This is a genomic window from Nocardioides sp. (assembly GCF_035576065.1).
Classification (GTDB): Bacteria; Actinomycetota; Actinomycetes; order Propionibacteriales; family Nocardioidaceae; genus Nocardioides.
On record NZ_DATLWX010000044.1, the window covers coordinates 26,706 to 45,894 of the forward strand.

At 69.9% G+C, this 19,189-nt stretch carries 19 protein-coding genes; 11 read left to right on the forward strand and 8 right to left on the reverse strand.

Going from position 1 to position 19,189, the window contains the following annotated elements:
• Positions 1–27: 27 nt before the first annotated feature.
• Together VNJ48_RS20090 and VNJ48_RS20095 are read right to left on the reverse strand one after the other, a co-directional pair.
• Positions 28–1,716 (reverse strand): family 16 glycosylhydrolase, encoded by a 1,689-nt coding sequence (locus tag VNJ48_RS20090; protein WP_325605450.1) that lies wholly within the window; start codon positions 1,714–1,716, stop codon positions 28–30.
• Between the two features lie 121 nt (positions 1,717–1,837).
• Positions 1,838–4,498 carry a ricin-type beta-trefoil lectin domain protein gene (locus tag VNJ48_RS20095; protein ID WP_325605452.1) on the reverse strand — a complete coding sequence of 887 codons (2,661 nt, stop codon included), beginning with the start codon at positions 4,496–4,498 and terminating at the stop codon, positions 1,838–1,840.
• A gap of 340 nt (positions 4,499–4,838) precedes the next feature.
• Between VNJ48_RS20095 and VNJ48_RS20100 the strand changes: the two genes are divergently transcribed.
• Positions 4,839–5,840: a LacI family DNA-binding transcriptional regulator gene (locus VNJ48_RS20100; RefSeq protein WP_325605454.1), complete on the forward strand. Its 1,002-nt coding sequence runs from the start codon at positions 4,839–4,841 to the stop codon at positions 5,838–5,840.
• A gap of 28 nt (positions 5,841–5,868) precedes the next feature.
• On the opposite strand, the gene sepH is transcribed toward VNJ48_RS20100, so the two are convergent.
• The gene (gene sepH / locus VNJ48_RS20105) at positions 5,869–6,846 is read right to left on the reverse strand and encodes a septation protein SepH (RefSeq protein ID WP_325605456.1); all 978 of its coding nucleotides are present in this window, start codon (positions 6,844–6,846) and stop codon (positions 5,869–5,871) included.
• Positions 6,847–6,980: 134 nt separating this feature from the next.
• On the opposite strand from sepH, the gene VNJ48_RS20110 reads away from it, so the two are divergent.
• Positions 6,981–7,652, forward strand: coding sequence for a trimeric intracellular cation channel family protein (locus VNJ48_RS20110; protein WP_325605458.1), 672 nt, complete (start codon positions 6,981–6,983; stop codon positions 7,650–7,652).
• Positions 7,653–7,663: 11 nt separating this feature from the next.
• Here VNJ48_RS20110 and VNJ48_RS20115 read toward each other — a convergent pair whose 3' ends face one another.
• On the reverse strand, positions 7,664–8,965 hold the full coding sequence (locus tag VNJ48_RS20115) for a D-arabinono-1,4-lactone oxidase (RefSeq protein WP_325605460.1): 1,302 nt from the start codon (positions 8,963–8,965) through the stop codon (positions 7,664–7,666).
• Positions 8,966–9,010: 45 nt separating this feature from the next.
• On the opposite strand from VNJ48_RS20115, the gene VNJ48_RS20120 reads away from it, so the two are divergent.
• The 3 genes from VNJ48_RS20120 to VNJ48_RS20130 all read left to right on the forward strand — a co-directional run bounded on the left by VNJ48_RS20120 (position 9,011) and on the right by VNJ48_RS20130 (position 11,377).
• A complete protein-coding gene (locus VNJ48_RS20120; RefSeq protein ID WP_325605461.1) occupies positions 9,011–10,111 on the forward strand; it encodes a ferrochelatase in 1,101 nt (366 codons plus the stop codon).
• Complete coding sequence (locus VNJ48_RS20125) at positions 10,108–10,935, forward strand: inositol monophosphatase family protein (protein WP_325605463.1); 828 nt, start codon at positions 10,108–10,110, stop codon at positions 10,933–10,935. The genes VNJ48_RS20120 and VNJ48_RS20125 overlap by 4 nt, the downstream gene beginning before the upstream one ends.
• A gap of 151 nt (positions 10,936–11,086) precedes the next feature.
• Positions 11,087–11,377 (forward strand): DUF4193 domain-containing protein, encoded by a 291-nt coding sequence (locus tag VNJ48_RS20130; RefSeq protein WP_325605464.1) that lies wholly within the window; start codon positions 11,087–11,089, stop codon positions 11,375–11,377.
• Between the two features lie 22 nt (positions 11,378–11,399).
• Here VNJ48_RS20130 and VNJ48_RS20135 read toward each other — a convergent pair whose 3' ends face one another.
• Positions 11,400–11,723: a DUF4235 domain-containing protein gene (locus tag VNJ48_RS20135; protein WP_325605466.1), complete on the reverse strand. Its 324-nt coding sequence runs from the start codon at positions 11,721–11,723 to the stop codon at positions 11,400–11,402.
• A gap of 9 nt (positions 11,724–11,732) precedes the next feature.
• Complete coding sequence (locus tag VNJ48_RS20140; RefSeq protein WP_325605468.1) at positions 11,733–12,206, reverse strand: DUF3093 domain-containing protein; 474 nt, start codon at positions 12,204–12,206, stop codon at positions 11,733–11,735.
• Between the two features lie 55 nt (positions 12,207–12,261).
• Here VNJ48_RS20140 and dut point away from each other — a divergent pair, with 55 nt between their 5' ends.
• From dut to VNJ48_RS20160, 4 genes are read left to right on the forward strand one after another with little or no spacing between them, the layout of a single operon-like run.
• Positions 12,262–12,729 (forward strand): dUTP diphosphatase, encoded by a 468-nt coding sequence (gene dut / locus VNJ48_RS20145; protein WP_325605469.1) that lies wholly within the window; start codon positions 12,262–12,264, stop codon positions 12,727–12,729.
• Between the two features lie 37 nt (positions 12,730–12,766).
• Entirely contained in the window at positions 12,767–13,426 is a 660-nt protein-coding gene (locus VNJ48_RS20150; protein WP_325605471.1) for a DUF3710 domain-containing protein, read from the forward strand.
• A gap of 8 nt (positions 13,427–13,434) precedes the next feature.
• On the forward strand, positions 13,435–13,800 hold the full coding sequence (locus VNJ48_RS20155; protein WP_325605473.1) for an OB-fold nucleic acid binding domain-containing protein: 366 nt from the start codon (positions 13,435–13,437) through the stop codon (positions 13,798–13,800).
• The gene (locus VNJ48_RS20160; protein ID WP_325605475.1) at positions 13,797–14,507 is read left to right on the forward strand and encodes a DUF3159 domain-containing protein; all 711 of its coding nucleotides are present in this window, start codon (positions 13,797–13,799) and stop codon (positions 14,505–14,507) included. Before VNJ48_RS20155 ends, VNJ48_RS20160 begins: the two co-directional genes overlap by 4 nt.
• 41 nt (positions 14,508–14,548) lie before the next feature.
• Here the strand turns inward: VNJ48_RS20160 and VNJ48_RS20165 are convergent, their stop codons facing one another.
• Both VNJ48_RS20165 and VNJ48_RS20170 read right to left on the reverse strand, forming a co-directional pair.
• Positions 14,549–15,220, reverse strand: coding sequence for a TrkA family potassium uptake protein (locus tag VNJ48_RS20165; protein ID WP_325605477.1), 672 nt, complete (start codon positions 15,218–15,220; stop codon positions 14,549–14,551).
• A gap of 2 nt (positions 15,221–15,222) precedes the next feature.
• Positions 15,223–15,885 (reverse strand): TrkA family potassium uptake protein, encoded by a 663-nt coding sequence (locus VNJ48_RS20170; protein WP_325605479.1) that lies wholly within the window; start codon positions 15,883–15,885, stop codon positions 15,223–15,225.
• 93 nt (positions 15,886–15,978) lie between these two features.
• On the opposite strand from VNJ48_RS20170, the gene VNJ48_RS20175 reads away from it, so the two are divergent.
• Together VNJ48_RS20175 and VNJ48_RS20180 are read left to right on the forward strand one after the other, a co-directional pair.
• Positions 15,979–18,039, forward strand: a complete 2,061-nt coding sequence (locus VNJ48_RS20175) for an APC family permease (RefSeq protein ID WP_325605481.1) — start codon at positions 15,979–15,981, stop codon at positions 18,037–18,039.
• The gene (locus tag VNJ48_RS20180) at positions 18,036–19,184 is read left to right on the forward strand and encodes a class I SAM-dependent RNA methyltransferase (protein ID WP_325605483.1); all 1,149 of its coding nucleotides are present in this window, start codon (positions 18,036–18,038) and stop codon (positions 19,182–19,184) included. Before VNJ48_RS20175 ends, VNJ48_RS20180 begins: the two co-directional genes overlap by 4 nt.
• Positions 19,185–19,189: the final 5 nt, after the last annotated feature.

The window sequence follows — 19,189 nt, forward strand, 5'->3', positions numbered from 1 at the left end:
GCGGCCGGCTGACGAGGGCCGGGCACATCAGCTGCCGAAGACCTGCATCTCCCACAGCGAGTAGCCGTAGGGCGTCGCACGCTGGGTGCCGGTCATGCGCACGTAGCGTCCGGAGCCCGACACGTTGAGTGTCTGCGTCCCGCCGGTGCCCGTCGTGGTCGAGTAGATGTTCGTCCAGCTGACGCCGTCGTTGGACGTCTGGACCTGGAAGGCCCGGGCGTACGCCGCCTCCCAACTCAGGACGACGCGGTTGATCGTCCGCGTCGAACCGAGGTCGACCTGGACCCACTGCGGGTCGCTGAACGCCGACGCCCACCGGGTGCCGGTGCTGCCGTCCGTCGCAAGGTTCGCCGTCGTGCCGGCGTTCTCGTTCGTCGACGAGGTGGTCGGACGTCCCTGGGACAGCAGGGTGTTCGTGGGAGGAGGCGTGCCGCCCACGCGGAAGACCTGCGCCGCCGAGCCGTTGCAGTCCCAGATCTGGAGCCGAGCGCCGTTGGCGGTGGACCCGCTCGGCGAGTCGACGCAGCGTCCGGAGGCCGGGTTGCGCAACGAGCCGTCGGCCATCTGCTGCCACTGCTGGGCGCCGCTGCCGTTGCAGTCCCACAGCTGGAGTTTCGCGCTGTTCGCCACGGATCCGCTCGTGACGTCGAGGCAGCGACCCAGGGTGCGGAGCGAGGTGCCGTTCCACGTCCACTTCTGGTCCGACGCGGCGGCGATGCAGTCCCACAGCTGCACGACTCCGCCGTTGGCGGCTGTGTCGTCACCTCCCACGTCGACGCACTTGTTGCCGGGACCGGCGATCGAGGCGCCCGCAGGCGCCGGAGGCAGTGAGGTGTCGGCCTGGTACGTCGCGACGTAGTCGATGACGTACTGCGCGGGGAACGGCGTGGCGGCGTCAGGGCTGCCGGGCCAGTTCCCGCCGACGGCGAGGTTGAGCAGGATGAAGTGCGGGTGGTCGAAGACCCACTTGTTCGAGCCGACGTCTGAGGGGGTCTTGGTCGAGAAGAGCACCCCGTCGACGTACCACTTGATGGAATCCGGGGCCCAGTCGACGCGGAAGGTGTGGAAGGAGTCCGCGAACGACCCGCTCGGCAGGGTGTGGCTCGCGCCGGTGCTGGCACCGCCGGAGTAGCCGGGGCCGTGCAGCGTGCCATAGGTCTTGTTGGTCTCGTGGCCAAGGACCTCCATGATGTCGATCTCGCCCGACTGGGGCCACCCGACACTGCCGATGTCGTCCCCGAGCATCCAGAAGGCCGGCCACAGGCCGCGGCCGCCGGGCACCTTGAGCCGGGCCTCGATGCGGCCGTACTTCTGGGTGAACTTGTTCATGGTCTGGAGGCGGGCCGACGTGTGCGTGCAGGGTCCGTACCAGCAGCTCCCGTACGCCTCCTTGCGAGCGGTGATCACCAGGTTGCCTGCGCCGTCGAGACTGACGTTGCTGGGCCGGTTGGTGTAGTTCTGCAGCTCGGCGTTGCCCCATCCGCCCCCTCCGGTCTCGATGTTCCACTTCGTCGGGTCCGGGAGACTCCCTGCAGGGCCGTTGAAGTCCTCGACCCACACCGACGTCCAGCCCGATGGCGTCGGTGGGGCTGCGGCGGTTGCCGTCGTCGAGGTGGTTGTGGTCAGCGCCGCGGTGAGACCCACGCCTGCGAGGACCGAGATGGACGCAGCGAGGGCAGTGAGCCTGCGTCGCGGGCGGGAGGGGGAGAGCAGCATCGAGGGAACTCGCTTTCCGAGAGACGTGAGAGGTCGTACGCCGCACCGCGCCCCGAGAGCGCATCGCGGTGGAACGGACGGCGCCGGGCGACCATGTGGCCGCCCGACGTCGTCGAGAGGTTTACGGGTACTGCAGCATGTACGCGTTGTGGGTGGTGGAGTTCACCCCCGGACCAGTTCCGTTGATGACGTGCGACATGTTGCCCACGCCGCCGAGCGACACGATGGCCATGTTCTGGAAGCGGACGTTCGGGTTGTTGGGTGCCTCGAACGCGCTCCAGACGTTGATCGAGGGGTCGACGTTGAAGAACGTGTATGCGCCCAGACCTTGGGCCAGGAAAGACGTCACGTGGTCGGCGACCTTGATCGACGCCCAGCCCTGACGCGGGCCGTTCATGTACGCCGCCTGGTTGGGCGGGTCGTAGGGCTTCTCGTTCTGGAAGAAGATGATCCGTCCGCCCTGACCGTTCCAGATGACCTCGTACTTCTGGTAGTGCTCGACGAACAGGCCCGTCGCCAGCACGTTGTTGCCGTTGACGACGACGCCGGTGTCGGCCGTGTTGATCGTCCAGCCCCAGGTGCCGCTGTTGCCGTGGTCGGCCCGCCATGCCCAGATGTGGTCGACGATGGTGTTGCTGCTGTTGACGACCAGGGAGTTCGTCGCCTTCCCGGCGATGGAGCCGCCGATGCGGAAGTAGACGTCCTGGATCGTGACCGGGTTGGCCGCACGTGAGGTGCCGACGCCGGCGGGCGTGCCGACGGTGAGCAGCGAGTTGCTGTTCGTCGTCCCGGCATCGATGAACATGCCCTTGATGCGCACGCCGTCGACGTCGCCGACCTGGATGGCCGTCACCCCGTTCTGCGGGATGAGCGTCGCGTAACCCATGCCCAACACCACGGTGTTCGCCCGGTTGACCCGGATGGTCTCGGTGAGGTTGTAGACACCCGGCGTGAACACCAGGTGGCAGCCGTCGGCGAGACGGGCGTTGATCGTCGCGGCGCTGTCGGACGGACGGGCCACGAACACACTGTTGAAGCTCACCGAGGTGCCGGGGGTCGGACTGCCGATGTTCCAGCTCGCGCCGTGCGCGTTCGTACGCAGGTTCGGGAGGAACAGGCGGTACTGCCCGGCGCCGTCCATGTACATGTACGGCACGTCCCGCGACGTGGGCGTCGCGCCCACGTTGGTGTGGTGGACCCCTGACGGGGCCGTGGAGAAGTTCGTCGCCGGAGCACCCGCCGTGCCGGAGAACACCATGTTCCAGTTGCTCCCGGACCAGCTGCCGAGGTTGCTGTCCTTGGTGTACCACTGCTGCTGTGAGGCCGACTCGACGCCACCGTCGACGCGGACGTCGGAGAGGTACCCACCCGACGACCAGCCGTAGCTGGCCGGGAACAGGTCGAGCCCGCCCATCACATGGACCCGTCGCATCGGCGCGGCCTGCGAGACGCCCCAGCGGTTGCGGCCGCCGTTGGTGTTGATCTGCAGGTTCTCGACGCTGCGCCAGAAGTTCTGCGTGGCGTTGCCCTGGTCGCTCGCGTTGAAGGCATCCACCGTGACAGCGCCATTGAGCCGGACGCCGTCGGGGTTCTGGGCGAGGCCCTGGACGGAGGTGTTGAAACCGAGGTTGACGTAGTTGTTGTAGGTGCCGGGCTTGAAGAGCACCGCGTCACGACGACCGTGGAACTGGTGCCGCAGCGTGTCTTTCTGGGCCTCGAAGACCTCGTCGAGCTTGGTCTGGATCGTCGCCGACGACATCGTCGAGTCGAAGACGTGGGTGTTCGGGCCGAGGTTCGGCACGGTCGGCTGGTTCGTGCAGGTGCCGCCACCCCCGCCGTCGCTGCCGATACGGAAGACCTGTGCCGGGGAGCCGTTGCAGTCCCAGATCTGGAGCCGGGCGCCGTTGGCGGTCGAGCCGTTCGGCGAGTCCAGGCAGCGGCCGGACGCGGGGTTGCGCAAGGAGCCTCCTGCTTCCTGCGCCCAGTTCTGTGCGCCACTGCCGTTGCACTCCCAGAGCTGCACCTGCGCCCCGTTGGCGGTCGACCCGCCGCTCACGTCGAGGCAGCGACCCAAGGTACGCAGGGTTTGTCCGTTCCACGCCCAGTACTGGTCCGTGGCGGCGGTGCCCTGGCAGTCCCACAGCTGGACGATGCCGCCGTTGCCGGCCGTGTTGTCGCCGGCGACGTCGACGCACTTGTTGCCCGGGCCGACGATCTGCTGCCCGGTGGGGGTGCCCCCACCTCCGCTCAGGGTCCCGAAGACCTGGAACTCCCACAGCGAGTAGCCGTAGGGCGTGGCGCGCACGGTGCCGTTCACCCGCACATAGCGACCTGTCCCGCTGACGGCGAGCGTGTCGAGGCCGCCGTCACCGGTGGTGGTGGAGTGGAGGGTGGTCCACGGCCCCGTCGGCGAGGTAGCGGTCTGCACCTGGTAGGACCGCGCGTAGGCAGCCTCCCAGTTCAAGGTGACCTGGTCGATCGCGTGCGTCGACCCGAGGTCGATCTGCACCCAGCTCGGGTCCACGCCGTGGGCGCTGGCCCAGCGGGTGCCGGTGTTGCCGTCGTTGACGGCGGAGGCCGGCGTGCCGGTCCCTTCCACTCCTGAGGCGGAGGCCGGCTTGCCCTGGGAGACGAGGGGCCCGGCAGCGCTGGCGGTCTCCGCGAGCGGAGTCACCGCGAGCAGCGAGCCGATCAGGGCGGCAAGGGCGAACAGTGCGAATCGGCTCCGGGTGGACGCGCGAGAGCGTCGTCCCGGGAACGGATTGGCCAAGGGCTGGCTCATGTGACACCAATCGTGGAGGCGAGCAGGGACAGGGGCGCGTCGGACGACGGCCCCTGGACGTGGCGACGACCCGCGTCTGGGCCTCTCCGCTCGGTGGGGGAGGCCTGCCAGTGAGGTCGGTCACACCGTTCTAGTGCCGCGCGGGAAGCCGCGTCAACGGTGGGGGACGCAATCGGAAAGTTCCGCAACTACCGCGCGCACCGACGTGCCCGCGCCGCCTCGTCGGCCCCGTGGCGGACCGTCGGCCATTGACGGCCCAGGCCGCAGGCGGTTCAATCTGAGAGCGGTTACATCGGGTGGGCAACGCCGTCGCCCGGTTCCCTCTCGGGACGGATCCTTGATGGCTTACACGATCTCCGACGTCGCGGCGAGGGCCGGGGTCAGCAAGACGACGGTGTCGCGGGTCCTGAACGGCAAGGGTGACCTCCACGAGTCCACCGCCCTGCGCATCCGCCAGGTCATGGAGGAGCTGGGCTATGTCCCCAGCTCCCGCGGCGTGAGCCGTGGCGGCGTCCGGAGCTCCGTCGTGGCGATGCTGGTGCCCTCGCTGTCCTGGCCCTGGGTCGGGGACATCGTCGAGGGTGCGGTCGACGTGATCGAGGAGCACGGGCTCGGGATCGTGCTGTTCACCTGCAACCGCACGGACCAGTCGATGCAGCGGTTCGCCTCGCGTGTCTCAGCGTCCACGTTCGACGGACTGCTCGTCATCAACCAGGAGGGGACCCTCGACTACATCGGCGGCCTGCACACCCGCAGTCGACCGGTGATCGTCATCGACGACCGGATGTCGAACGGCCGATTTCCGTCGGTGTCCACGACCAACGAGACCGGCGCGCGCCAGGCGGCGGAGCACCTGCTCGCCCTGGGCCGCCGTCAACCGCTCGTGGTCAGCGGCATCCCGGGCCTGCGGTGTACCGACGAGCGGCTCAGCGGCTTCCTGGACACCTATGCCGCCGCCGGCCTGCCGGTGCCCCCCGATCGCATCGCCCCCGGCGAGTTCACGTTCGCCTCAGGCGCGGAAGCGGTCGAGCGCCTCGTCGCCGAGGCCATCGCGTTCGACGCCGTGTTCGCGGCCAACGACCTGTCGGCCGCCGGCGCGCTGGCCTCGGTGCAAGCGGCAGGTCTGCGCGTGCCCGAGGACGTTGCGGTCATCGGGTTCGACGACGTCCCGCTCGCCGCCCGGACAACGCCTGCGCTGAGCACGGTCCAGCAGCCCTGTCGCGAGATGGGCCGTGCGGCGGCGAGCATGCTCATGCAGTACCTCGACGGGTCGGCTGCCTTGGCCACCGATGTCGTCCTGCCCACGACCCTCGTCGTGCGCGGCTCGACGCTGGCCGCCTAGCCGATCCGTGGGCGGCTGGCACTCGTCCCTAGTCGCTCGGGCCGCCGAACATGATCTCGTCCCAGCTCGGCACGGACGCACGGCCCCGGCCCTTGCGAGCCGGCCGGCGTGCCGCCGGCTCGTCAGCAGCCGGGTCGCTCGACCCTGACCCCGACGCAGAGCCGACGACTGGATCGTCGGCCCCCTCGGCGTCGTCGTCGGCGGGCGGTGCCTCGGATGCCTGATCGGTGCGGAGGCCCGCTTCGGTCAGGTCCAGGGTGGTCTCGGTCGGACTCGCCTCGACCTCCTCGACGTCGCCGTCGTGATCGGAGGCGGCGAGCTCGATCGCGTCCTCGCCCAGGGGCAGCTCGTCGGCGGGGACGGCGCTGAGCCTGCGTGATCGCGCCTGCTGGAGGTCGTCCCTCGACGACTTCGCAGCGGTCGACACGGAGGAGACCTCCTCCCCGACCAGCCAGCGGGCGTCGGCGTCCTCGGACGTGACGAAGCTGCCTCGGAGGTCGAAGGCGAACGTCGCAGTCCCACGGCGCTGGGGGGTGTTGAAGGAGCCGGTGAGCGTCCAGCGGCCGTCCTCACGCCGCCACGAGTCCCACTCGACCTGATTGGGGTCCACGTTGAGGCCGCGCAGGTGGGCTCCCACCGCCTCTCCCAGCGTGCGGGCGCCGGTGTCGCCCGCCTTGCGGCGCAAGGAGGAACCTTGCGCACGATCGGCGACGTGGGCGCGCTCGGCGATGACCGGAGCGGCGAACGCCATGATCTTCTCGACGGTGGTCTGCGCCGCCTGGGCCACGGCGTCGGGGCTCTCGCCGGCCCGGATGCGGTTCTGGATGTCACGGGGGCGAAGGGAGCTGTCCATCTGAATCTCCAACTGGCCGATGCGGGCATGTTCGCCGCGGAGGGCGGCACGGAGCGGGGCGTCGATGTCGAGGGTGAACTCGGCTCCGTTGTCACTCACCAGCAGCAGACGCTTGCCATCATCGCTTCGTCCCGCGAGCGTGAGGTGCGCCATGGATGCTGCACTCCTAGCTGTGATGAGTGGAGATCTGGTGGTTCGAGCCGCCTTTTTCCGGTCGCCACGACCCTACGCCAGCGTGGGCGTGGGGGACGGCACGCGAGCGGCGTGCCTGCCGATAGCGTTCAGCAGTGCTTCCCCTCGCCTCCGCCGTCGACTCCGCCACCGCCTGGGTCCCTGACTCAGCCGCCGCCCTGGTCGTCCTGGACCTGCTCGGGATCTTCGTCTTCGCCATCTCGGGGGCCCTCGTCGCCGTACGCCGGGACTTCGACGTGTTCGGGGTCCTGGTGCTGGCTGGCACCACCGGTCTCGGCGGCGGGTTCCTGCGAGACGTCCTGATCGGTGCGACGCCGCCCGCGGCGTTGACGGACTGGCGCTACCTCACCGTGCCGCTGGCCGCCGGCCTCGTCACCTTCGTCTTCCACCCGACCCTCGGGCGCCTCGAGCCCGTGGTCAACGTCCTGGACGCCTTCGGGTTGGCGCTCTTCTGCGTCACGGGCGCGTTGAAGGCGGTCGAGTACGGCCTCGGACCCGTGCCGGCGGCGCTGATGGGGATGGTGACCGGGATCGGCGGCGGGATGGTGCGCGACGTGCTGGCCAGTCGGCCACCGGTCGTCTTCACCGGCAGCCTCTACGCCACCCCGGCGCTGCTCGGCGCCGCCATCGCGGTGGCGCTGGACCACTTCGACCAGCCCTTCGCCCTGGTCGCCCTCGCGGGCTTCGGGGTGTGCCTCGTGCTCCGGCTGCTCGCGGTCGTGCTCGACATCCGCGCTCCGAAGCCCCGGGGGCCGGCCAACGTCTAGGACGCAGGTCTCTAGTCGCCCAGCACGCTCCGCAGGTAGGGATTGGTGAACACCCGATCTGGATCGAGCGCGTCGCGGACGGCCAGGAACTCACCGAAGCGCGGATACAGCGCCGACAGCTCGCCAGCGGTGCGGGTGTGCATCTTGCCCCAGTGCGGGCGTCCCTCGAAGTGCCTCAGGACGTCCTCCACGCCGGTGAAGTAGTCGGTGTGGTCAGCGCCGGTCGGCACGTGGAACGCGAGATACATCGACTCGCGACCCGATGCCGTGGACAGCGCGATGTCGTCCGCGGGCGTGGTGCGGACCTCGACGGGGAAGCCGATCCGCCACGTCGAGGCGTCGATGACGCGGCGCACCTCGCGGAGTGCCTCCAGGCCCACCTCCCGCGGCACGGCGTATTCCATCTCCTTGAACCGCACCCGTCGCGTCGCCGTGAAGACCCGGTGGGCGATGTCGCTGAACCGGCGCTCCGACAGCGCCCGGCCCGACAGCCCGTTGAGCACGGGCACGGCCCCGGGAGCACGCGTGCCCAGGGTCGTGATGAGTCCGAAGAGGGTGTTGGAGAGGAGCTCGTCGTCGAGCCAGTGCTTCCACCGCCCGAGCGGGCGGATGCCGTCGAGGTCCGTCCGCCGGTCGTACACCTTCGCCAGCGCGTGCTCGGTGTGGGGGAACCAGTAGAGGTCGACGTGGTCGTGGTCCGAGGTCAGCTCGTCGTACGCCGCCAGCGCGGTGTCCCACGTCATCGGTTGCTCGTGCGCCTCGAGGGCGAAGAGCGGCTCGACCTTCACGGTGAGCTCGGTCAGGATGCCCAGCGCTCCCAGCCCGACCCGGCCTACGGCGAACAGGTCGCTGGCGCCCGCCCTCGAGACCGTGATCTCCTCGCCCTGGCCGGAGATGATCGTGAAGCCCTCGATCTGGGCCGACAGCGAGGCGACCCTGCCGCCCGTGCCGTGGGTCCCGGTCGAGGTGGCGCCGGCCAGGGTCTGCTCGGCGATGTCACCCATGTTGTGCAGCGAGAGGCCTAGGACGGTGAGCTGCTCGTTGAGGACGTGCAGCGGGGTCCCGGCCCGGACGGTCACCGTCATCGCGTCCCGGTCGACAGCGACGATGCCGGCGAGGTGGTCGGGTCGCACCATCGTGTCGACGGGGGCGGAGATGCCGGTGAAGCTGTGGCCGGTGCCCATCATCTTCACGGTGCGCCCCCGTGTGCGGGCGCGCTCGATCTCCTCGACGATCTCCCTCACGTCGTGCGGCGCCACCACGCGCTCGGGCTCTGCCGTCTCGGTGCCCGCCCAGTTCGTCCATGGAGCCATGCCGAGGAGCCTAGTGATGTAGGGGGCGGTCACTACGCTGACGCCATGTCTTCCTCGCTCGGTCCAGACGTCTCGCCGTACGACGCGCTCGTGCTGCTCTCCTTCGGTGGGCCGGAGAAGCCGGAGGACGTGATCCCGTTCCTGGAGAACGTCACCCGTGGTCGCAGGATCCCGCCGGAGCGACTCGAGGCGGTCGGGGAGCACTACTTCCTCTTCGGTGGCCGCAGCCCGATCAACGACCAGAATCGCGCGCTGCTGGCGGCGATCCGCGACGACCTCCGAGGCAACGGGATCGACCTGCCGGTCTATTGGGGCAACCGCAACTGGGACCCCTACCTGACCGAGGCGATGACGCAGATGCGCGACGACGGCATCCGGCGCGCAGCGGTCCTGACCACGTCGGCCTACTCGTCCTACTCCTCGTGCCGTCAGTATCGCGAGGACCTCGCTGAGGCGGTCGCCCAGGTCGAGGGAGCGCCTCGCCTGGACCGGCTGCGTCAGTACTTCAACCACCCGGGCTTCATCGAAGCAGTCGTGGACGCCGCCCTCACCTCGTTGTCCGAGCTGTCCGACAAGCTGCGCGACGAGGCCGTGCTGGTCTTCGTCACCCACTCGATCCCCACGGAGATGGCGCGGACGAGCGGCCCCGACGGCGACGCCTACGTGAGACAGCACCTCAGCGCGGTCGAGGAGGTGAGTGCACGGCTGCGACACCAGACGGGACGCCGGCGGCGGCACGACCTCGTCTACTGCTCGCGCTCGGGGTCGCCGAGGACCCCTTGGCTCGAGCCCGATGTGAACGACCACCTCGAGGCGCTGGCCGCCACGGGCACGAAGGCCGTCGTGCTGATCCCCATCGGCTTCGTCTCGGACCACATGGAGGTCATCTACGACCTCGACACCGAGGCGCTGGCCACGGCCGAGAAGCTCGGTCTGGAGGCCGCCCGGGCCTCGACCCCGGGGGTGGACGGACGATTCGTCGCGATGGTGCGAGACCTGCTCGTTGAGCGTGCGGCGGCCGAACGCGGGGAGCCTGTGCAGCCCGAGTCGGTGGGGACCCTGGCGGCGTGGTCGGGTGTCTGCGCGGTGGGCTGTTGCCCCAATCCGCGAGGTGAGCGCCCGGCGCTGTGCGAGCAGGACTCGTGAGCACGCCGCCGCACGACCTCGGCATCGAGCTGCGCGACCTGGCGCTCGTCGTGGGCCGGGAGGCCGTGACCCTGGCCAGGTCGATGCGGGAGAGCGGCATCGAGGTCGCCGACACCAAGAGCAGCGCGGTCGACGTCGTCACTGCGGCCGACCGCAGGTGTGAGGAGCTCATCAGGCGACGGATCCTCACCGCGCGCCCCGACGACGCGATCTTGGGGGAGGAGGGCGACGACCATCCCGGCACGAGCGCCGTGCGATGGGTCATCGACCCGATCGACGGCACGGTCAACTACCTCTACGGGCTGCCCGACTGGGCCGTCTCCATCGCCGCCGAGGTCGAGGGCGAGGTGGTCGCGGGTGTCGTCATCAACGGCTCCTCGGGCGTGGAGTACGCCGCAGCGCTGGGTGCCGGTGCGACGCGCGACGGCCGGCCCATCGCCGTACGCCCCAGCCCGCCCCTGGCCGAACGCCTCGTGCTGACCGGCTTCGGCTACCGCGGGGACGTGCGTGCCCACCAGGGGGCGTGCGTGGCTGCGCTGCTGCCGCACGTGCGTGACATCCGACGCCTGGGCTCCTGCGCCCTTGACCTGTGCCATGTCGCTGACGGCAGTGGCGACGCGTACGTCGAGGAGGGGCCCCAGCCGTGGGACTACAGCGCCGGAGCGCTGGTGCTGACCGAGGCCGGCGGACGGTTCGGCCTGCTGGCGGGGCGGCTGGTCGAGGCTGTCCCCGGGGCAGCCTCCCACGGGCTCGCCACCGGTGCGCCGGCCGCGGGCTGGGACACCTTCGTCGAGGCGCTTCGCGGCGCCGGCTTCCTCGCCTGAGCCGAGCGGGAATAGGAAGTGCACATCTTCTGTTCACGGGACACGACGGGTGCGCCGTAGCAGGCGCCACGTCGATGGTGCACAATCTGGCGCCGACGAGCATGACGAGATCCCGCCGCCGGATCTCGCGCTGAGGGTGAGAGGGACGAAGATGGCAACTGACTACGACGCGCCGCGCAAGACCGAGGAAGACCAGAGCGAAGAGAGCATCGAGGAGCTCAAGGCTCGTCGCCACGACAAGAACTCCGGCAAGGTCGACGAGGACGAGACCGAGGCGGCCGAATCCTTCGAGCTGCCCGGCGCCGACCTGTCGCACGAAGAGCTTGCTGTCGAGGTGATGCCGCGGCAGGAGGACGAGTTCACCTGCCGGAGCTGCTTCCTGGTGCATCACCGTTCGCAGCTCGCGGACGAGAAGAAGCTGATCTGCCGCGACTGCGCCTGAGTCGTGACGCGGGACGTCCCGCTCAGGTCACCTGAGCCGGGGCGTCATCGGCGTCCCGGTCCTGGGGCCGCAGTCCGGGCGGGAGATGGCCGGTCGACCGTGCGTAGTAGTGCGCTGCCTTGCGCCCGGCGAGCATGCGGGCGACCTGGATGACCGTGCCGCTGAAGGCGGCCCAGGCGACTGCCTCCCACACGTCGACATCGGGGTCGGCCGGGTTGGCCGGCGGGTTCTTGCCCGTCGCCGCGCGCCACGTGGTGTTCAGACCCTTCCGGGCCACCGCCGCCGCTCCGAGCGCCGAGGCCAGGGAGAACGCCGTCCATACCTTGCTGCTGGATCCAGATGCCATGTCGCCACCCTATCCAGACGATCCGGGCCGCTGGCGGCTGCTGGGGGTCGCAGCGACCAGCGCGGCCGCGAGCCGATCGGGATGCCGCGAGCTGATCAGCCAGTACGGCGCAGGGTCGCTCGGGTCGTCGAGGTCCACGCGCACACCACGCTTGAGGTAGGGGCGCAGGAGCAGGAACGCCCGGGCGTCGGCGTCGCGCCCGGCCAGCAGTCGCATGGCTTCGGGGTCGAGCGGCGTGACGGCACCGAGGTGCTCGGTCGCGATCTGCGCACGACCGGCCTGCAGGACGCCGTCGCCGACGCTGACCCGCGCGGCGCCGTACGAGATGAAGAGGGCGCTCAGGAGGGCCATGGCCACCCCGGTCACGACCCAGGCGAGGGTGAGTGGGACCGCGACGACGAGGGCCAGCCACAGGGTGGCGACCATCATGGTTCCCTGCGCCCACCAGCGCAGCGGCACGCTCAGCCGTTCCGCGAACTCCACGCCAAAGAGCCTAGGCGGGCTCCCGGGAGCCGCTGCGGGCGGGTAGATTCCGCGGGTGCCCGACGAGCCCGCCACTGACCTCGACGTCCAGATCGTCCGCCTCGATCCCGACCTCCCGCTCCCGGCCTACGCCCACCCCGGTGACGCCGGAGCCGACCTGCACAGCACGGTGGACGTCACCCTGGCGCCGGGTGAGCGAGCCCTGGTGCCGACCGGCATCTCGATCGCCCTGCCGGCGGGCTTCGTCGCCCTCATCCACCCCCGATCCGGGCTGGCCGCTCGTCATGGGCTCTCGATCGTCAACACGCCGGGGACCGTGGATGCCGGCTATCGCGGTGAGATCAAGGTCCTGCTCGTCAACCACGACCGCCACCTGCCGGTGACGTTGAGGCGCGGTGACCGGGTGGCCCAGCTCCTCGTCCAGCGCTTCGAGCGCGCCCGCTTCGTCGAGGTCGACGTACTCCCCGACTCACGACGAGGTGCGGGGGGTTACGGTTCTACCGGTGGCTTCGCTCCGTCGTGAGCACGTCACAGCCCGGACCTGCAGCACCACGAATGGAGTGACTGACGTGAAGTTCCGCCGCAAGTCGGAGCCCACCTCCGAACCCGTCTCCCCGTCGAGTGCGGAGGTCGCCGAGGACCAGCCTGCCCCGGACGCATCAACCGGACCGCGCACGGACGGACCCTTTGACGAGTCCCAGGTCCAGGACGACGGCGTCCAGCGCGTCGATCTCGGCTCGCTCCTGATCATCCCCAGCGACGGGCGTGAGCTGCGGCTCCAGGTCGACGAGCCGAGCGGCGCCGTCCAGGCCGTGATGCTGACCGGCCCGGACGGCGCGCTCGAGCTGCAGGCCTTCGCAGCACCCCGCAACGGTGACCTGTGGGGCACCGTGCGACCGCAGATCCTCGACGACATCGTCGGGCGTGGTGGGCGCGCCGAGGAGCGCGAAGGCCGGTTCGGGACCGAGCTCGTCTGCCAGATGCCGGTGCGCAAGCCCGACGGCGAAGTGGCGCTGCAGCCCACCCGGATCGTCGGCATCAACGGCCAGCGCTGGATGCTGCGCGCCTCCTTCCTCGGTCGGCCGGCGGTGCAGCCCGAGGAAGCGGGGGAGTGGGAGGACGCATTGGCGCAGGTCGTCGTACGCCGCGGTGCCGGCGCGATGCCCGTGGGCGAGCCGCTGCCGGCCACCCTGCCCGAGCAGGCCCGACGGGTGAAGTGACCGACGTCGTGACCGAGCACAAGAGCAGACTGCGGCGCAGCCTGTCGCGGTGGGCGGACACCGGCGAGGCGCACGCGCGCGACCTGCGCGCGGCCCACGCTGCCGCCGGCGACGTTCCGATCGGTGAGGCGCCCGACCGCGAACGCGTGAGCCTGCGCGGCACCATCAAGACCGTGACGCTGCGTCCGCGCGGCGGCGTGCCGGCGCTCGAGGCCGAGCTCGAGGACGGCAGCGGAGTCATCACGATCGTGTGGCTCGGTCGGCGGCGGATCGCCGGGATCGGTCCCGGACGGGCGATGCGCGTCGAGGGCCGGATCGGCTCGGCCACCGGCCACCGTGTCCTGTTCAACCCGCGCTACGAGCTGATCCCGTGAGCGAGGCTGCGACGCCCGAGGCTCCCGCCACCGTCGAGACGGTGGAGGCCGTCGTACGCCGCCAGCTCACCCAGGCCCTCGGCGGGCGGCGTGGCATGGTCGAGGCGGCCGTCCCGACGATCGCCTTCACGGTCCTGTGGCTGACCACCCGCGAGCTCAATCTCGCCCTGGTCGTGAGCCTGTCGGCGGCCGTGGTGCTGCTCGTCATCCGGTTGTTCCAGCGCTCGACGGTCCAGTTCGTGGTCAACGCGATGGTCGGCATCGGCATCGGGTGGTTGTTCGTCGCCAGGTCGGCGGCCAGTGGAGGCTCCGAGGAGGAGCAGGCGCTCGCCTACTTCCTGCCCGGGATCCTCTACAACTCGGCCTACACCGTGGTGCTGGCGCTGACCTGCCTGATCGGCTGGCCGATCGTCGGCTTCATGGTCGGCAGCGTCACGGGGGACCCGACCGCATGGCACCAGGACAAGCAGATCGTGAAGCTGTGCACCCGCCTGACGTGGCTCCTGGTGCTGCCGTGCCTGCTGCGGGTCGCCCTCCAGGCTCCCGTCTGGCTCGCCGGCAACTCGGGCTCGATGGATCCGGACACGGCGGTCGCCATCCTCGGGGCTCTCAAGATCGGCCTGGGATGGCCGTTGCAGATCGCCGCTCTGGCGTCCATGGCCTGGCTCCTCACCCGCAACCAGACGCCGGTCTCTCCCACGACCTGACGTGCGGCGCTGGCGCGCCTGTGGTGCGGCCTGCGGTGGGCTCAGCCGCCGTGGCTGGTGGGCGACAGCAGTCGCTCGAGCTCTTCCTCGACGTCGGCCGGCACGACGAACAGCAGTTCGTCACCAGCCTCCAGCAGCTGCTCGCCACTGGGTGAGTAGACCTGTCCGTCCCGGAGGATCGTCACCAGCGCGCAGTTGTCGGGGAACGGCACCAGCCCGCTCGGGGTGCCGACGTAGGGCGACTCGGGCGGCAGCGTCATCTCCACGAGGTTGGCGTTGCCCTGGCGGAAGGTGAAGAGCCGGACCAGGTCACCGACACTGACGGCCTCCTCCACGAGCGCCGACATGATGCGCGGCGTCGACACGTTGACGTCGACGCCCCACGCCTCGGTGAACAGCCACTCGTTGTTGGGGTGGTTGACCCGGGCGACCGTGCGGGGCACACCGAACTCGGTCTTCGCCAACAGCGAGGTCACGAGATTGACCTTGTCGTCCCCGGTCGCGGCGATGACCACGTCGCACTTGTCGAACTGCGCCTCCTCGAGGGAGGAGAGCTCACAGGAGTCGGCCAGCAGCCACTCCGCGTCGGGCACCCGCTCGGGACGGATCGAGCTGGGGGACTTGTCGATCAGCAGCACCTGGTGACCGTTGCCGATGAGCTCGCGGGCGATCGAGCGGCCGACAGCGCCCGCTCCGGCGATGGCTACGCGCATCTCTACTGCTCCTCCGGTCCGCGGTCGAGCACTGAGTAGGCGTGCGCCGCGGTCTCTTCGCGCATGACGAGGTGAAGCATGTCACCCTCCTGGAGGATGGTCTCCCGGGTCGGGATCATCCCCTCGCCGAGGCGGTCGATCCACGCGATGCGGCTGCGTGACTGCTCCTGGAAGTGGATCGTGCGCTCACCGATCCACTGCTCGGGCGCCTGGATGTGGTCGAGACGGATGGTGCCCGACGGGTCGCGGAAGTCGGGCTCGGCGCCCGCCGGCAGGATCCGGCGCAGCACCTGGTCGGCGGTCCACTTGACCGTGGCGACCGTGGTGATCCCCAGGCGCTGGTAGACCTCGGCGCGGCCGGGGTCGTAGATCCGGGCCACCACCTGCTGGATGCCGAACGTCTCGCGCGCCACCCGGGCAGCGATGATGTTGGAGTTGTCACCGCTGGAGACAGCCGCGAAGGCCTCTGCCCGACGAACGCCCGCCTTCTCCAGGACCTCCTGGTCGAAGCCGTAGCCGGTGATCTTGTCGCCGTTGAAGGACGGACCGAGACGCCGGAACGCGTCCGGGTCGCTGTCGATGATGGAAACCGTATGGTTGCGATCCTCGAGGCTTCGGGCAAGGGTCGAACCGACCCGGCCACAGCCCATGATGACGACGTGCACGAGCGAACCGTATCCCAGCCGGTCGCCGCCACGGTCTCCCGCCGAGCCGGGGGTGCGAACGGAGGCGCCGACCCGTGACTACGCTGTCCCCTCGTGGGTGTCGGCGACGTATCTAAACGAATCCTGCTCGGACGCAAGCTCCGGAGCAGTCAGCTCGGTGAGACCCTGCTTCCCAAGCGCATCGCGCTTCCCGTGTTCGCGAGTGACGCGCTGTCCTCGGTGGCCTACGCCCCTGACGAGATCTTCATCATGCTCAGCGTGGCCGGGGCGTCGGCGTACGTCTGGAGCTGGAAGATCGGGCTGGCTGTCGCGATCGTCATGATCACCGTGGTCGCCTCCTACCGCCAGACCGTGCACGCCTACCCGTCCGGCGGCGGTGACTACGAGGTGGCGACCGTCAACCTCGGCCGCAACGCCGGCATCACGGTGGCCAGTGCTCTGCTCGTCGACTACGTGTTGACCGTCGCGGTCTCCATCTCGTCGGCTGCGCAGTACGCCGCCGGAGCGATCCCGGCCCTGATCGACCATGAGGCGACGGCTGCCAGCGTCGCGGTGGTGTTCCTCGCGGCGCTCAACCTGCGCGGGGTCCGGGAGTCCGGTGCCTACTTCGCCATACCGACGTATCTCTTCATGGTCGCGATCCTGGGGATGTGCGCCTTCGGCCTGACCCGACTGCTGTTGGGCGACCTGCCCCTGGCCGAGAGCGCGGACCTCACCATCGAGCCTGCGCAGGGCTGGGACGGTCCACTGACCCAGGTGGCGATGGTGTTCCTGCTGGCGCGCGCCTTCTCGTCGGGCTGCGCCGCGCTCACGGGTGTCGAGGCCATCTCCAACGGTGTCCCGGCCTTCCAGCGGCCGAAGAGCAAGAACGCCGCGACCACGCTGCTCCTGCTCGCCCTCATTGCCGTCACCATGATGATGAGCGTCATCGTGCTGGCCAAGCAGATGAGCATCCGCTACGTCGACCCGCACGAGCTCGAGCGGCTCCAGGACGCCGCCGGGGGAGCGTTGCCCCGCGGCTACGAGCAGCACCCGGTGATCTCGCAGATCGCTGCCGGGGTGTTCGACGGGTTCTCGCCGGGGTTCTACTTCGTCATCACCGTGACCGGCATCATCCTGGTGCTGGCGGCCAACACGGCCTTCAACGGGTTCCCCGTGCTCGGCTCGATCCTCGCCCAGGACGGTCTCGCCCCGCGCTCGCTGGGCTCGCGGGGCGACCGCCTCGCCTACAGCAACGGCATCGTCTTCCTCGCCGCCATGTCGGTGCTCCTGATCGTGGTCTTCGACGCCGAGACGACCAAGCTGATCCAGCTCTACATCGTCGGTGTCTTCGTCTCCTTCAACATCAGCCAGCTCGGCATGATCCGCCACTGGACGCGACACCTGAAGACCGAGACCGACCCGGCGTCGCGGCGCCGGATGATGCGCTCACGGGCGATCAACACATTCGGGCTGGGCATGACGGCAGTGGTGCTGGTGATCGTCCTGGCCACCAAGTTCCTTGCCGGAGCCTGGATAACGATCATCGCGATGGGCATCTTCTTCCTGATCATGAGGGGGATCGGCAACCACTACGCGATGGTTGAGCTCGAGCTCGCCGCCGACGAGCAGGACAAGGTGCTCCCGACCCGGGTGCACGCCATCGTGCTGGTCTCCCGGCTCCACAAGCCCACGCTGCGCGCCCTCGCCTTCGCCAAGGCGACGCGGCCCAACATCCTGGAGGGCATCTACGTCTCGATCGACGCGGCGGCGACCAACCGGTTGTTGGAGGAGTGGGACGAGCGCAACCTGGACACGCCGCTCAAGGTGCTCCACTCGCCGTACCGCGAGATCGTGCGACCGATCGTGGAGTACGCCCGGGAGATCCGTCGAGCCAACCCGCGCGGAGTCGTGGCGGTCTACATCCCCGAATACGTCGTGGGTCGCTGGTGGGAGCAGCTCCTGCACAACCAGACCGCCCTGCGGCTCAAGGGCCGGCTCCTCTTCACGCCGGGCGTGATGGTCACCTCGGTGCCCTACCAGCTGCGGTCCTCCCTGATCGCCGAGGAGCGCGGGACCCGCGAGGACCAGCGCGTCCAGGCGGGCGACCTCCGTCGTGGACGGGTCCTGCGCAAGTCCGATGACTCCGACCGAGACCGGCAGATCCACGAATGAACCGACGTCCCCGACCGCGCAAGGAGCGAGGCCACTCGCGCGTCGGCGACCGGTTCGAGGCAGTCGTCGGGCCGGTCGCGCACGGTGGGCACTGCATCGTTCGACTGCCAGCGCCCGAGTCGCGCGTGGTGTTCACCCGGCACGCGCTGCCCGGCGAGCGCGTCGTCGTCGAGATCACCGAGGGCACGGACGGCGACCGCTTCTGGCGTGGCGACGTGGTCTCGGTGCTCGACGACTCGCCGGACCGCGTGGCGGCCCCGTGTGCGGTCGCCGGGCCGGGGCTGTGCGGTGGCTGCGACTTCCAGCACGTCACCCTTCCCTCGCAGCGGGCGTTGAAGGCCGCCGTGGTGTCGGAGCAGCTGCGTCGCCTGGCCGGCCTCGAGCTGGCCGTCGAGGTCGAGGCGGTCCCCGGGGACGAGGACGGGCTGCGCTGGCGCACGCGCATGCAGTGGGCGACGGCCTCGACTGGCCTTCGCGGACTCCGCGCCCACCGCTCGCGCCGGGTCGTCCCGGTGGACGACTGCCTGATCGCACAGATCTCGGCTCGAGAACCCACGCCGGGCCCCGTGATCGTGGAGACTGTGCTGGGAGTCGACTTCCTCGTCGAGCCGGACGGCTTCTGGCAAGTGCATCCCGGCGCGCCGGCGGTGCTCGTCTCGACCGTGTTGTCCCTGCTCTCGCCCCAACCCGGCGAGCGAGTGCTCGATCTCTACGCCGGTGTCGGACTCTTCGCCCGATTCCTCGCGGACGCCGTCGGACCGGCTGCGCGCGTCGTCATGATCGAGGGCGACCGGAAGGCGTCCCAGCACGCCACGGAGAACCTGGCGTCCCACGCGGGCGCCGTGGTCGAGTGCGGCTCGGTGGACCGGGTGCTCGCTGCGGCGTACGACGAGACCTTCGACCTCGTCGTCCTCGACCCCCCGCGCGAAGGAGCGAAGCGGACCGTGGTGGAGCAGGTGGTCGCCCGAGCACCTCGCGCCGTGGCCTACGTCGCCTGTGACCCGGCGGCGCTGGCTCGCGACGTCGCCATCTTCGCCGAGCACGGCTACCGGCTGGAGACCATCCGTGCCTTCGATCTCTTCCCGATGACCCACCACGTGGAGTGCGTCGCCCTGTTGACGAGAAGCGGTCCCGACGCGAACTAGGATCG

Coding starts and splice junctions, on each gene's coding strand:
- VNJ48_RS20130 (WP_325605464.1), top strand. CDS start 11,087: ATGGCAACTGACTACGACGCGCCGCGCAAGACCGAGGAAGACCAGAGC.
- VNJ48_RS20090 (WP_325605450.1), bottom strand. CDS start 1,716: ATGCTGCTCTCCCCCTCCCGCCCGCGACGCAGGCTCACTGCCCTCGCT.
- VNJ48_RS20115 (WP_325605460.1), bottom strand. CDS start 8,965: ATGGCTCCATGGACGAACTGGGCGGGCACCGAGACGGCAGAGCCCGAG.
- sepH (WP_325605456.1), bottom strand. CDS start 6,846: ATGGCGCACCTCACGCTCGCGGGACGAAGCGATGATGGCAAGCGTCTG.
- VNJ48_RS20095 (WP_325605452.1), bottom strand. CDS start 4,498: ATGAGCCAGCCCTTGGCCAATCCGTTCCCGGGACGACGCTCTCGCGCG.
- VNJ48_RS20120 (WP_325605461.1), top strand. CDS start 9,011: ATGTCTTCCTCGCTCGGTCCAGACGTCTCGCCGTACGACGCGCTCGTG.
- VNJ48_RS20100 (WP_325605454.1), top strand. CDS start 4,839: ATGGCTTACACGATCTCCGACGTCGCGGCGAGGGCCGGGGTCAGCAAG.
- VNJ48_RS20165 (WP_325605477.1), bottom strand. CDS start 15,220: ATGCGCGTAGCCATCGCCGGAGCGGGCGCTGTCGGCCGCTCGATCGCC.
- VNJ48_RS20135 (WP_325605466.1), bottom strand. CDS start 11,723: ATGGCATCTGGATCCAGCAGCAAGGTATGGACGGCGTTCTCCCTGGCC.
- VNJ48_RS20180 (WP_325605483.1), top strand. CDS start 18,036: ATGAACCGACGTCCCCGACCGCGCAAGGAGCGAGGCCACTCGCGCGTC.